We start from the raw sequence: 14,914 nt of genomic DNA, 5'->3' as shown, positions 1-14,914 counted from the left end.
AATTGTGAGCGTTATGGATAAGCTGTCATTAATAAAGTTGTTTGTATCTGTTGTGGACTTAGGGAACTTTACAGCAGTCGCGAATCAATTAGGGCAGTCGCCTTCTACTGTTAGTAAAGCGATTGCTCGCCTAGAACAGGATTTGGGTGCTCGTTTAGTTCACCGTACAACACGTCAACTCCAGCTCACTGAAGCGGGGTTTAACTACCTTGAGACGGCAAGAGAAGTGATCAACTTGCTCAAAAGTAGTGAAGAGCAGCTTCATCAAAGTATTGCATCTCCGTTTGGTAAACTTCGTGTCAGCCTTCCTTTATCGTTCGGGCAAAACTATATAACTCCGCTGATTCCAGAGTTTTGCGAACGTTACCCTGAAGTGAAGTTGGATCTTAGCTTTTCCGATGAATACACCAGTATATTGGAGAGTGGGATGGACGTTGCTATTCGAAGCGGGAGACTAAATGACAGCAACCTGATTGCGAGGCGATTATGTCCTATTGATATGGGTATGTTTGCCAGTCCGGAGTACATAAAGAAGTTTGGTCAGCCTCAGAGTGTTGAAGCGCTTAACCAGCACAAATGGATAATGTACCGCTATAAACAATCGGGGCGCTTGCTTACCTTGACGATGCCTTTAGATGGGCAATTAGTAGAATTTAGTCCTACACATCAAGTGACAGTAGACAATGGTTATGCGATGGCCTCTTTAGCGAGTTTAGGAGCAGGGATTGCACTGATGCCCCAATATCTTGCTCGAGACTTAGTACAGCAAGGTAAACTGATGTTGGTTTCTGAACCTCAAAGAACCGAAGGTCAGGGTGTCTATATATACTATCCAAGTCGTAAGTTTGTGCCCGCGAAAGTAAAAGTGTTTATCGACTATATTATTCATAAACTTGATGAGCAGGGAGAGGCGATCAACAGCAGTTGGATGCTGAACCATTAAAGCTCTTGCTGGAGGACGCTAGCTTTTTCTGAAGTTTAAGCGTGTTACGTGCCAGTAAGTTTGCTACATTCAGTTGTGCCCACAAAAATATTAACTCATGGGCTGCAAACAAAGATTTGCATCATTAAGAGCCGCATATAGCAGCTCTTTTTTGTCCTGAACTTGGAAAGTGGCGACAGGACTTGAAGCGCTCAGAGGGTTACGAGGACTCGCTTCAGATAAATGAAGAAAGATCGAACCGAAGTATTTTATTGCCGATTTGACTGCCTATACCGTTGCCATTCCGTTGTTAATTCAGCTTTTTCTTTTCTCGCTGCAATCAGCATTTCTATATTAACGTCAGTGTTTGGGTGCTTTTGAATGTATCGCTCGTAATCAACCGGAATACCATTAATGTGCAGTTCAAGGTGTAAATGCGGCCCTGTTGTTCTTCCTGTGTTACCCGTTTTTCCTATCACTTGTCCTCGTCTGATCTTCTCGCCAACGTGGACGTTGCGTTGAGATAAGTGTAGGTAGCGTGATACCGCACCATTTGTGTGGCGGATATTAATGTAGTTGCCCGCAAAACGGTTGTAACGAGACTTTAAAACGATACCATCAGCAATACTACGAATCGGTGTACCTACTGGTGTTGCATAGTCAGTGCCTAAGTGCGGAGTCGTTATATTAGTTACTGGGTGTGTTCGTTTTAAGTCATAGCCAGAGCTTACTCTGTAGCTTTTATCAAAGGGATCTGAAAATCGGAGTTTATTTTTTATTGACACGCCATGTTCATCAAATATGTTACCTTGCCCATCATTGATAATAAATAAATCGGTTTTACTACCTAAATAGTAAAAAGAACTAATATAGGTTTCATTTCTACTATTTAACTTAGTTCTTAAGATAAAATGGTCATCTCTCTTAACTGAATCAATAATATTAAAGTTACTTTTAATAAGGGCCAATAGCAAATTAATCTCTTTTTGACTTATTCCTGATTTTAACAATGAAGCGACAAACGAGTACTCAACCACACCTATGGTGATTTTTTGTCTAAGAGTCCCCCCCTCAAAAGGTGCTTGAACTCCCTCATTCTTGAACTCCAAAGGCTTAACGGTAGGCAGTCTATCCATGGGAGTGAGGATGTGGTGAGAAAGCGACACGCTAATAAAAATGAGTAAGGCAATGGTGAGAAGGGTTGCGGTAGGAGTTCGCACACTCCTTTTTATTATTAAAATAGTCATTAGTTTTGGTGGTTTATCAAGGCTGACAGTTGTGCGTAGAGTATAATATTTTAAATAAAACCTAGCATTAAAGTATGGCTAATTCCTCCGTTTTAACTAAGTGAATAATTATAGGTGATGATTTTAATTTAATAATTTAGTAAAAGTGACGGTTGGTCTGGTGTTTTTGGCTTTTTAAATGGTGTTATTGTCACGTTGAGAAAATATTTTACAATAATATAATCTCGGCAAAATATATTTTGCCAAATTACTATGTTCGCTAAAAATACGCTGAAATTAACATTAGGTCTTACGCTTACATCTCTTTTATTGAGTGCATGTGGTGGTGGTGATGGAGGAGACAACACACCTCCAGCTAGAAGCAAAGGAAGCATTTCCGGTATGGTTTTTGACGCCCCTGTAAATGGCGCAAAGATTGAGGTTTTCGAGTTCAAAAATGGAAACTTAGGCCGGAAGTTGGCTAACACGACGTCTGATGCGTTCGGAAACTATCTGCTAGAGTTTGAATCGTCTTCAATGCCTCTTTTTGTTGTTGCAAAAGAGGGGAGTTATACCGACCCGTTTACGAATGAAACGGTATCAGTGAGCAATGCGAAGACACTTAAATTTGAAGGTGTTGTGAACTTTAAAGAGGGGAGTGAGCAAAAGTTAATGCTTACTCCGCTGTCGAACTTGGCAGCAGGCTTGGCAAAGTACAAAATTTCTCAAGGAGCTGCAGATGAGAGTGCCTTTTCAACCGCTTTGGATAGTATCAATAGCATGTATGGGTTTGACGTAAATGAGACCAAACCTATTGATATAACCAAAGGTGGGCAAAGCAGTTTTGCTAGTGCTGGGCATCAATACGGCGCTTTATTAACTGCATACTCGTCTTACTCTTACGATCTTATAAAAAAATACGGCAACAGCGATAACGTCTACACTTCAATGCATTTCGCTGACATCCAATATCGGGATGTTATTGCAGATGGTGTTCTTGATGGTCTTGAAGTGAGCCAGACTTCAGGAGCAGTGACTCCCCTCAGCTTTGGACAGAAAAAGATAAATAGCGACATTTATACACGTGATTTATCTCAGCATGTTCTGATCGTGGTCAACGATCCAAGTGTCAATATCTCTGGTACTGATGCTGCCGACTATGTCGACTTTAGTAAGAAGCTTAATGACTTAGGTACATATGGCAGTACTGATGGCGTCATTCCATCGCGAGATGGTACGGATATCGATACAGATGCGCCAATAGTTACTCGTACGGACAGTGATGTACTCGCTGGCACTGACAAAGTTGATCTAAAGATTGTAGATGATATCGGCGTAGAAGACGTATCCGCCTTTATTCAGTATCAGGTTAATGGCTCTTGGTCTGGTGAATTTCAATGTAACGACATACAAGATTTTGGAAGCACATTCTGTTCGGTTGAATTTGATGATTTTGAAGTTGGCCTTCGAGAGACCAACGTTAAAGTTAACATTAATACCAAAGAGATCGATAGTGTGGATATGAACCCTGCCACAGGGCTCTCAAACGTAACAGCAGCACGATTAGTCTTATATACAGCGGATGTATTGGGTAATGAGTTAATTCCAGGCAGCCATTCGGGTCTTCATATCAACTTTGAATGGGATAACGATGCGCCTGTTATTGATATTACATCGGCGAGTGCAATTAATAACCAACTTAAAGAATACGTTCTGAAAGGGGTTGTAAAAGAAAGCTCGCAAGAGATCAGTTCGGTCAGTATTTCATTTAAAGATGGCTTACATGAGGACGTCACATGTTCTCCTGTAACGGTAGAGTCTGGAAATGCTTGTGAGTTTAGTAAGGCTTACCCAACTGATGAATTCCTATCTACGACGGTCTTTGAGGTTCGAGCGAAGGATAGCAAAGGTAACACGGGCACTAGTCAGCATGCAGTAAGTCGTGACGATCAAGCTCCAGCACAAACGATTACTTACCCTGAAGGTGCGTCAATGACGTACGTAAATGTCGGTTTAGATGGTGAACGAACCACTTACGATGGTATCTACTCTCAAGATACGTATACCCCAGACAATGTTCAAGCGAGCCGCGATTTCTTGAAGATTGACTATGCGTACGCAAGTATAGGGATTCAGAATTCATTAAAAGGGGTGGATTTTAGTAACTTCAACGCTAATTTATTGAAAGAGAATAAAATCCCTTATGTTCGTGTGAAAGTATCGGACGTAAATACCGATACGGTTTTAGGCTCCAACGCCAATAAACTTAAGCTCGTCGTCAAGTATTATGTCAGCCAAAATAACGATAACAACTACTCACTTCAGCAAGTTATTGATACAACCGCATCAGATGACGATTACATCGCAAAAATTCCGCACGAAACGCTGTTAGACATCAATGGGCGTGTAGAAGATGTCATCTATTACATTCCATTTGTAAGAGATATTTTGGGTGACAGCTTTAAATCGGTATCAGAAAACAGTAGTCAAAAGTTAGTCATTCAAACCGTCGATGAGTCTGATAACGAAAGTACTCCAAGAGAAGTATATTTTAGAAGTAGCTTTGACCTACCAACCATAAAAGTGGTGACACCATTTATTGGTGCGCGAGCTCAACTTGAAGGGTTGAGCCCAAGTGGTGAATTCACTTCACTTGCAAGTTGTACCACTATCCAGCAACTGGAAAGTGACCAGTCCATGGCTCTTGACGTAGCGAGCTGTGAAACCACAACTGACGTAGTGAATTATGATTTCATGCGTGTTCGTTTAATTGGTATCGAAGGCAGTGAGCCATATTATTACCAATGGAAAAGAGATCCAGGGACCAAGAAAGTAACGGTTGACTTAAACAAGGCCAATATTGGTGTGTATTTTAAGCTCAAAGGTTCTCAAACTTACTATATTACTGAACTATCGACATATCAGACTGGTTTGTTTGATTTCCAGTGGGATCAAGTGACAGCGGGAGAGAAAACTTCAGAACGTGCGATTCAAATTCTTGATGAGGTGCGCTACGCGTTATCAGGTACGAATAACAACTCATTCTTTGGGTTTGACCCAACGGTTGTGTCTTATGCAACCAATGAAATGCTTACGACTAAAGCGATTCCAGACAAGCCATCAAATGACTATCTACACCGATTCCTTGTTGAAGCTATTGATAGTATTGCCGAGAGAATGCCAAGAAATAACTCATTAGATTTTGCCTCCGCTATTTACGATGATTTGAGCTTTGATGGAAAAGCGAATGGTATTGGTGTTGGTGGACGTCAGGTTATGCTCGATTCTTATCAATTCGGTTCCGATACTTATCGAAAGGATTTAGCGCAATCGTATTACGAAATCATGGCGAGCAAATACGGTATTGAGACCAATATCGCGCAGCTCTATGCTGATGATATTTCGATGGCTAATCCTAACTTAAATGGTAAGAACATTTTTGATACAGAGGGTAGCAGTATCGATATCTTGCCTCCACAGCCAAAATTAACGATTGAAAGCGGTCGAGAGACGATGGTTGGCAATAAGCTTTATATTGCTGGTGAAGTTGTTTCTAAAATTGTCCTAGACGATCCTTCTGGTATTGTAGAAACCGACGCTTATGGTCCGAAGTTTAGCACGATGTGGTATCAAGCCAGTGAGCCAAACATTGAAATACCGCTGGACATCAACATTGTAGAGAACCCTGGCAACAGCAATGCTTATCGAAAAGAGTACCTCTTTACCCTTAACTCTCAGTCTAGTGAACTAAAAGATATTGTAGAGTTTGCTGTGGAAACCAGTGCCATGGACCCACATGGTAATGCGTATGGTTACGATGGCAAAGCTCCGTTTATAGAAACGGTATTTATTGATAATGATTTCCCTAAAACGAGTTACCTCCCACCTAATGACGTCGACGGTAAACCTGTAGAAGACGGTATTTATTTAAATGCCAAAAATACCCATGAATTGACCTTCAAGGTTGAAGATGTTGTGGGTGACAAGCTTTCTTCAAGAGGTCTTGTTTTCTACCAGCAAACGGGTGAAAAAGTCACATACACACCAGAGGACTTTTCGAATAACTCGAAAGACGCCTTTAAAGTCAAATTATGTACGGGGGAGCTTTGTTCAAATCAAGGCGCGACGATTTACCCGGGTGATGGTGATTGGCTAGTCGTTGCAGCGGCAGAGGATAATTTAGGTAACTCCGTTTCAGAGTTAACTAGCACGGCTCCGAGATTCAATATTCGTATCGACTCTGAAGCTCCTATTGTAAAAAGTGAGCAGGTCCAGAGCCGTTTAGGCGGTAACAACCAATGGACACCTGTCATTGATTGGGGGACGTTAAGCCCCGGCAATAATGTAAAAATAGATCTTCGCCGAGGGTCTGGTCAGGCACTGACATTAGAAAGCTGTGACCCTCTAACAGAGACGTGTGACGTACCATACTTAGTTGGTGAACAACCTGACGTCAAAGTCCAACTGGTTTCAAAAGCATTTGATTACGATGAATGGAATGAATTTTATGTCACTGCAACGGACAACGCTTACCCTGCCAATGTTAGTACAACAGGGAAATTCACATTCCAAGTCGATAACAAAGGCCCAGAAATCATCCTAAATACGCCTTGGGTTGAAGACACATTGTCCAAAGAGAACTATGTTGTCGGGCGTGAGTTCAACGTGCGATTTAAATCCGTAATAGACGATTCAGACATTGAGCAAGTCTCTCTATATCAGAATGGTAAAGATTCGCCAATTAAGACAATTGTGCCAACGGATTCATCTAAAGAGTTTGTAATGTCTCTCATTAAGAGTGACACAGATAAAATAGACATTTCTGAAGATGAAAAAACCACGTCACTGTATGTAAAAGCAACCGATATTTACGGTTTTGAATCTAGTTCTAACACGCGCAAGGTTATTCTTGATCGTGATGGGCCAACATTAGGGTTAAGTGGTTTCAATGCGAATGACTACTACTTAGGAAACTATGTCTTTGACCTAACGGCGTTAGACCTAAATGCCAACGGTGATATTTCAATTAATGGTGTAAACCGAGAAAGCTTAGAGTATTGGACGTTTAGCGATCTGGAACCATTACCTGGCTCTCCAGGTAAAAAAATCAATGAAGATCTCAAAGTGAGCCTTGGTGATTTAGGTACGGGTACACACAAGGTTCGTTTAAAAGGGTCTGATGTTCGTGGCAACACAACCTTAACCAGTGGTGAGCAAGATTTTACCGTTAAAGTGTACAATTCCATCCCGCAGGTGACGCTGGCGATGAGTTACACGGATGGAACGCCAATTACAAACAACACCATCTATCAAGATGGGAATATCGTACTTACGCTTGATATTGTTGATGATAGTGGCGTTGATCGAATTGACTCAACGTATAGATTTTCTGGAGAGCAAAACGGGACTAACTTTACGTTCTCAGAAACCGCAGATGGCACTTGGACGGCAACGCTGCTTTCTACACAAATTGCCAAAGATGGTAACTATGAACTTGATATAAAGGTTTACAACAAAGTTCGTTACCTTGACGAAAAAGACAGAAAGGTTGGAAAAGTAAACCAAACCTTTAGCGTACAGCGTGAAGGCGTGGTTCTCTCGGTTGCAAGTCCGCTGGACTTTCAAAACTACTTATCTGATGGTGTTCTTGATGTCACCTTTACTACATTGAGTGCGGTCAAAGCCAAAACGTTAGAGTGTTGGGTTCGTGAAGAGTACAACTCTCTAGATGCACCACCAACTAATGAGCAACCAACTTCTGGTGTTATCAACGTATCGCAAGAACCTTACAGTTGTAGTGTCAATGTTGGGCAAAACATGACAAAGGCACCTGTCACTTTGATCACTAAAACCTTGGGTACAAATGGGCGTGAAACGATCAACAAGTTCAATTTTTCGATGGTGGATATTGATGCACCAACAGTCGTTGATGGTAACTCATACAGTTTTAAAGGAAGTGATGTTTGGTTTGATGAAGCTTTGAAGAAGATGCTGACATTTGAGCTCTCTTTCAATGATGCTTTATCAGGCGTGAATACTGAAAGTTCAGATGAATATCCAAAGTTGGTTCGTAATCTTGGCAACAAAGCTTATACACCAACGACCTGTGCCAAAGGTGTTGGAAATATCAAGTGTACGTACTCTGAATCCTACGCCGATATTATTGATGGTCTGAGTACAACTCAAGAATACAAAATCAAGAACGTATCTGATTTAGCAGGAAACTTGATGCCAGAGCATGATCTACTGCTTGAATTACCTAAAGGTTCGGTAGTCGTTGAAATTACTGATCCGGTTGGAAACACAACCATTAATGGTCAGCAGCTTGTCGCTAAATTCAGAATTAAGTTGTATGAAAACTCTAGGCTAGACAATGTGATGGCCAGATTTGGAACGGAATCCTACAACTATAAAGATAATCCGGAGAAGTTTGCGCAATTGGAAGTGTGTGCAGATGACCCAACCTACAAGTGTTCAACATTTACGAGTGAACTTCCTAGCGATGCGGATGGAAAAACGATCAGGACAATTATTACCGCAACGGATGTGTGGTCGAGAGTCGGTGAAGCGACCGTTGATATTAAAGTTGACAACACACCTCCAAGTGTTGGCGATGAGATTATCGTAACCGAATCGCCAACAAATCCTGATAATGTTCGTTTTCGTTTTGATATAACGGACACTGGTAGCAGCCTCGCAAAAGTAAACTACTCGGTTTTAAACCCGAGTTATCAAGAAGAAAGAGTAGAGGATGGGAATGGTTCATCTACGTACTTTGAACTACCGAAATCTCAGTTAGAGGGGCGTGGTTCAATCACAGTAGACATCAAAGCGACAGATAGCGTCGGACTGTATTCTGATATCAGAAAAGTCATTGATATTAGTGTTCCTAAAGTCACAGTTGATTTCGATGGAATTACGAGTTTGCAGGGTGGGAAACTGTTTTTAACCAAGGCGAGCCAGCCGTTTACGGTATCTACGGTGGAAGGAGAAAGAGTGAAAGCTTCACAATATTCTGTGGAGCTTATTCCAAGCCTCGGTGATTCCTTGCGTTACTCAGGTGATGTTATCTCATCTAGTGGTAATGGAATGATGAACTTTGCCGTCGATAACCAAGGGTCATATACCCTTAAGGTGACGGTGACGGACTCAGTTGGAAGAGAGAATACAAGCTTTGAATTACTAGGCAAAAGTTATGATGGACAAGTTATCGAGTCTATTGTTGATTATGACGTTCCAAGTATTTCTGGCTTAAGTGCTAATCAAATTTCTAAGGTACCGACAAATGATAAGTATCAGCTAGAAATTAGCGCATACATTACAGATAAAAATTTAAACCTCGTCACGTCAAAAGCGGTGAGTGGTGGCAGCACTGTGGCTCCTCAAGCGATTACTGAGCCGACAACCGAAGCGGGGCCTTATGTCATAAGCTATTTGTTACCTAAAGGCGATCATACGATCACGGTGGCAGCAACAGACAAGGTGGATAACAAGAGCGAAAGTTCTATTGACGCGCATGTGGAAGCGGCAACCGTTCCCGGGCTAAGTATCTCTACCGCCTCAAGCGCCCCTCTTTTTGGAGGCGAAGAGATTACGCTTGCGTTTAACTTTACAGAAGAAGTTACGAACTTTGATATCTCAGATGTCCATCTTGTCGCTAGTGATAGCGGTGCAACAGGAACGTTAAAACAAGATACTTGGTCGACTTCAGACAATATTACGTGGACGGTTAACTATGTCAGCCCAGAAAAACAAGATAAAAATATCACTATTCAGGTAGAAGACAATAGCTATCAAAGTACCAACACAATTCCTGGAAAAGGAAGCAGCTTAAGTATCGCGGTTGAAGGAACCTTACCAAAACTAACCAATGTGACATTTAACCCCGAGCATCAGAGTGTGGGTCAAAGCGTGAGTGTCTCGCTTGAGTTTGATAAAGAGATCCAAGAGGCGACCGCTACGCTTGGCGGCAATCGCATCAGTTCTCTGTCCGCAACGGCAGATAAAAAGGTCTGGGTTGGTGATGTACAAGTTCCGAGCACTACGCTGTTAAGTGTCGACTTGGTTGTTAGTCAGTTTAAAGATTTGACTGGTAACATAGGGGAGGATAACACCGCTCACGAATTACCGATCACGCCAACCTTAGCTATTACGCAAGTGGGCAATGTGGATGAAACGCATGCCGCCACGCTACAATTCGAAGGCACGTCGACACGTTTTGATGGTCAGTCCTTGCGTCTTGAAGTGAAAGCCCAAGGCAGCGCGACGGTACTAAAAAGCGGCAGTGCGACAGTACAAGCTGGTGGCACTTGGATCAGTGACGCAATGGATATGAGTCACCAAACCAATGGCACTTACACCGTGATGGTGACGGGGACGAACTCTGCGGGCATTGAAGTGAGTGAAAGCCAGAGCTTTACACTCGCGCAGTCTCTGCCAACGCTGACTAACGTGATGTTTACTCCTGAGCACCAAGCCATCGGCCAAAGCGTGACGGTGGCGCTGGAATTCGATAAAGATCTGCAATCCGCAGCGGCGGCGTTAGGTGGTACAACGATCACTTCATTAATGCCAACCGCGGACCCAAGCGTTTGGACTGGTGATGTGGTGGTACCAAGCACGTCAGAGCTCAATGTGGCGTTGCTGGTTCGTGACTACCAAGACTTGTCAGGGAATACAGGTAGCCAGAACACGGCTTACTCCATGCCGATCACGCCGACCTTAGCCATCACTCCAGTTGGCAGTGTGGATGAAACGCAAGCCGCCACGTTACAATTCGAAGGCACGTCGACACGTTTTGACGGTCAGTCCCTGCGTCTTGAAGTAAAAGCCCAAGGCAGCGCGACGGTATTGAAAAGCAGCAGTGCGACGGTACAAGCCGGTGGCACTTGGACCAGTGACGCAATGGATATGAGTAACCAAGCCAACGGCACTTATACCGTGATTGTGACAGGGACGAACTCAGCGGGTATTGAAGTGAGTGAAAGCCAGAGCTTTACACTCGCGCAATCTCTGCCAAGGTTGACTAACGTCACGTTTACGCCTGAGCACCAAGCCATCGGCGAAAGCGTGACGGTAACGCTGGAATTCGATAAAGATCTGCAATCCGCAGCGGCGGAATTAGGTGGTACAACGATCACTTCATTAATGGCAACCGCGGACCCAAGCGTTTGGACTGGCGATGTGGTGGTACCAAGCACATCAGAGCTGAATGTGGCGTTGCTGGTTCGTGACTACCAAGACTTATCAGGGAATACAGGTAGCCAGAACACGGCTTACTCCATGCCGATCACGCCAACCTTAGCTATTACGCAAGTGGGCAATGTGGATGAAACGCATGCCGCCACGCTACAATTCGAAGGCACGTCGACACGTTTTGATGGTCAGTCCTTGCGTCTTGAAGTGAAAGCCCAAGGCAGCGCGACGGTACTAAAAAGCGGCAGTGCGACAGTACAAGCTGGTGGCACTTGGATCAGTGACGCAATGGATATGAGTCACCAAACCAATGGCACTTACACCGTGATGGTGACGGGGACGAACTCTGCGGGCATTGAAGTGAGTGAAAGCCAGAGCTTTACACTCGCGCAGTCTCTGCCAACGCTGACTAACGTGACGTTTACGCCTGAGCACCAAGTCATCGGCCAAAGCGTGACGGTAACGCTGGAATTCGATAAAGCATTGCAAGGTGCTGTGGCGGAGTTAGGTGGCACGACGATCACCTCGTTAGTGGCAACCGCAGACCCAAGTGTTTGGACTGGTGATGTGGTGGTACCAAGCACGTCAGAGCTCAATGTGGCGTTGCTAGTTCGTGACTACCAAGACTTATCAGGAAACACAGGTAGCCAGAACACTGCTTACTCCATGCCAATCACACCAACAATACATCTAGATGCTATCAACGATGTTGCTGGAGTGGAAAGCGTGACAATAAGTGGTAGTAGTGAACGATTTGAAGATAGTGAGTTCATAGATATCAAAGCAGTCGACGCTGATGGTACAGAAGCCACAGGCATGGCTACCGTGTTTTCAGACTCATGGACAACTGATTTAGATCTTTCAGGACTGAAGGACGGGGTGGTGACGATTTATGTGAATGGTACCAACAAGCTTTCCGCCTCTGCTGAAGAGGCTCAAGCAACATTTAACTATGATCGTTACGCAAGTACGGCCTCTTTAGGAGCTGTCTATAACCGATATTTTGGCGAGAACAGAACCTTTAAAGATGCCGCATAAATAAAGCGAGCGTTTAGCTCGCTTTATTTATTTGGGACTTTTTGTGATATTTATCAAAATAATTGCCTTTATTGATAAGTTACTCGAATTAATGAATCGTCTTAATACAAGGTTGAATATCTATAATAACTAGGCCAATGTTGCTTTTAGGTGTGTATGACGTGATTGTGATGGTCGCTCGGTAGATGCTGTGGTGAATGTGTCGCGTTGAAAATCTTTTTAAATATTATATATTTACGCTCGTTTCTATACTCTGAGTATAGTGTTCTGCATGAGGTCGATGGGTAATACCTCGCCTCTTTAACTCGCGATGAAGCAAATTTAATCCTAGCAAGCTTCAGAGCAGTTACTTTTGTGAGTGCGTAATGCGCTCACCTTTTTATTTAAACTTCCTCAGTAACAGTCAATTTGTTGTTTGTTGCTGAGGAGGGCATCTCATCAGCTTCTGACTTTCCGAGCGCTTACCTCAAGCTCACGTTATTACGATTTTTGTTAACTTCAGTCCATAAATTAAATTTTTTTAGATAGTAAGATTTTACCATTTTGACAGAGTGGGTGATGTTACTGGCTTTTATAGTGGTCAAATCGCATGTTTTGATAGTAAAAATTACCATTTTTTTGGTGTTTTTGATTTCGGGCGATTTTTCTATCTCGTTGAAAATAAATGGCTAAGTAAGTAGGATACGCAGACCAAATCGTACTTGTAAGCCTTATCAGCTTAATTGTCACCGCAGCCATATTTACGATGTTGGTTGTGGAGAATTCAAATGCATTTAGTTTGCAAATTTATACCTAGCTCGAAGCTATCCTCCAACGAGCTATCTTATGTTCTTACACCGGACGAGTGTATAGGACAGCTTTCGCGTTTGCGAAATTCAGATGACATCCTTAGAAACCTCCCTAAAGAATTGGCGCAAAAGATTTCCATCTCTGCCAAAAAAACGACCAGCGCATTGCTAGCTGCTATAAGAATCGAATTGGGAAAAGGCAATTGGGTGTCATTATCTACCGTTGCTCGTCGGTCGCCATTGACGGACTCTCAGCTGCAAAGCTTCCCTAGACTTAAAACTCTCGTTGACTCTGTATCTGCTTCGAATGAAAGCAAAGCTTTTAAAGCAGGATACAAGCAGGTTACCGAAGATGTTGCTTTAGTTCGTAGTTACACGCATGTCCCCTCTGAGCCAAGTCCAGATCAAAAAATCGTTGTCGAGTTTGCAGGGCAGTGGTCTAGCAACGCGGCATGTTTGATGTTGGGAAAAACCGAAGCTCAAAAAGAAAAAGTCACAGTAGGCAAGGCTGATACAGAAAACAAACACCGCAGCCTCGCGACATTTAAAGATCTCGAAGCTGAGGGCAAAACGCTCTATATCAAAATCCCTTGCACTGACCAGCCTCAGCCAATTTTGCTTAAACTCGCCGAAGACGTGCAACCCGTTGATAAAGAAACTCAGATGGATGAGTGGGATAACGTGTTGGTGCCTGTGATTCCGCTGCACTTCCCTGGTAGCGATAAATCAGATGACGCTGCAGAAGTGTTTAAATTAGGCTACGTGTATGTTGTTTGGAACAATAAAATTTGGCGCGAAGTGGCAATTACGGAAAATGGTTACTTTTCAGATACGGACATTAATAGTGTTCGTGAAGGCTCTAGACCCAAAAGGCACGCCGATATCTATATGACCAATCCTGAAACAGGCGGTGTTTTCGCTTATGAGCCTTTCCAAATCGTGCAGAACGGCAAGGTGGTAAGTGAAGGCTCTTTGAATGGCTCTGGAGAGGCTCGAGTGTTCAACTTAGTTGAGGAAAAAGTTGAGATAGTCATGACCGGCTATGAGCCACAAATCAAAGAAAAGATTGAAACAAATTTGAGCCCTATTAATGCTTCTAGCCCAGTGGAGCGGAGCGCGCAAGGTTATCCTCTCCCGCATATATGGCTTCCTTACAAGATTAAAGGTGAGCCGCAAGAAGTATATTTGGCTTATAACAGTAAACGATTGAGCGAGAGTGAACTATCTGAACTAGAAAGTGATCCCGGAACCAAGGCCATAAAAGTCACTGATCTTAACCATTATAGCAGTGAGAAAAGCTTTAAAATTGGAGACGGTTCTGTTCGTCTGCTCTCAGTATTACCAAGTGCTGCGACCTCAAAACCTGAAAAATACGCAATGTTACGAAGCCAGGTAAATAAAAATGTAGCGGTCGTGTATTTACTTAAATCTGTCGAGATAGTTTTCGAATATCCGGGCTATACGACGCTGGACGAGTCAGATGATTACTTTGAGTTAAGGCAAAGCGATGGTGATTGGTCGCAGCGAGTGTGCTTGCGCCAATGTATAAAAAAAGAGAATGGTTCTAGGTTGATTCGTTTTACTGGTTGGCCTGCAGAGGTTAAAGAAGTGGATCTTCTCCGTGGTTATCAGGGCAATAGTCATCACGGAAGAGATAATAAAACGGTCATTTTTGCTCAAACACCCATTGCGGATTTACTGGCTTATAAGAAAAAAGATCAGCCAAGTTAACAAAACAACTTATT

The 14,914-nt window shown here is 43.0% G+C and carries 4 protein-coding genes; 3 read left to right on the top strand and 1 reads right to left on the bottom strand.

Annotated elements, in window-relative coordinates; genetic code table 11:
- Positions 1-13: 13 nt before the first annotated feature.
- Complete coding sequence (locus NB463_RS11820) at positions 14-943, top strand: LysR family transcriptional regulator (RefSeq protein WP_258431526.1); 930 nt, start codon at positions 14-16, stop codon at positions 941-943.
- Positions 944-1,191: 248 nt separating this feature from the next.
- Here the strand turns inward: NB463_RS11820 and NB463_RS11815 are convergent, their stop codons facing one another.
- Positions 1,192-2,169 (bottom strand): M23 family metallopeptidase, encoded by a 978-nt coding sequence (locus tag NB463_RS11815; RefSeq protein WP_258431536.1) that lies wholly within the window; start codon positions 2,167-2,169, stop codon positions 1,192-1,194.
- 381 nt (positions 2,170-2,550) lie between these two features.
- On the opposite strand from NB463_RS11815, the gene NB463_RS11810 reads away from it, so the two are divergent.
- On the top strand, positions 2,551-12,381 hold the full coding sequence (locus NB463_RS11810; protein ID WP_258515997.1) for a tandem large repeat: 9,831 nt from the start codon (positions 2,551-2,553) through the stop codon (positions 12,379-12,381).
- Positions 12,382-13,148: 767 nt separating this feature from the next.
- Positions 13,149-14,900 (top strand): hypothetical protein, encoded by a 1,752-nt coding sequence (locus tag NB463_RS11805; protein ID WP_258432230.1) that lies wholly within the window; start codon positions 13,149-13,151, stop codon positions 14,898-14,900.
- Positions 14,901-14,914: the final 14 nt, after the last annotated feature.

It is taken from the genome of Vibrio sp. RM-41-2B (assembly GCF_024744415.1).
GTDB lineage: Bacteria > Pseudomonadota > Gammaproteobacteria > Enterobacterales > Vibrionaceae > Vibrio > Vibrio diabolicus.
This window is presented reverse-complemented; position numbering and strand designations above follow the sequence as displayed.

Bases quoted from the DNA above. Each gene is read 5' to 3' on its own strand.
- NB463_RS11820 (WP_258431526.1), top strand. From the start codon at position 14: ATGGATAAGCTGTCATTAATAAAGTTGTTTGTATCTGTTGTGGACTTA.
- NB463_RS11815 (WP_258431536.1), bottom strand. From the start codon at position 2,169: ATGACTATTTTAATAATAAAAAGGAGTGTGCGAACTCCTACCGCAACC.
- NB463_RS11810 (WP_258515997.1), top strand. From the start codon at position 2,551: ATGGTTTTTGACGCCCCTGTAAATGGCGCAAAGATTGAGGTTTTCGAG.
- NB463_RS11805 (WP_258432230.1), top strand. From the start codon at position 13,149: ATGCATTTAGTTTGCAAATTTATACCTAGCTCGAAGCTATCCTCCAAC.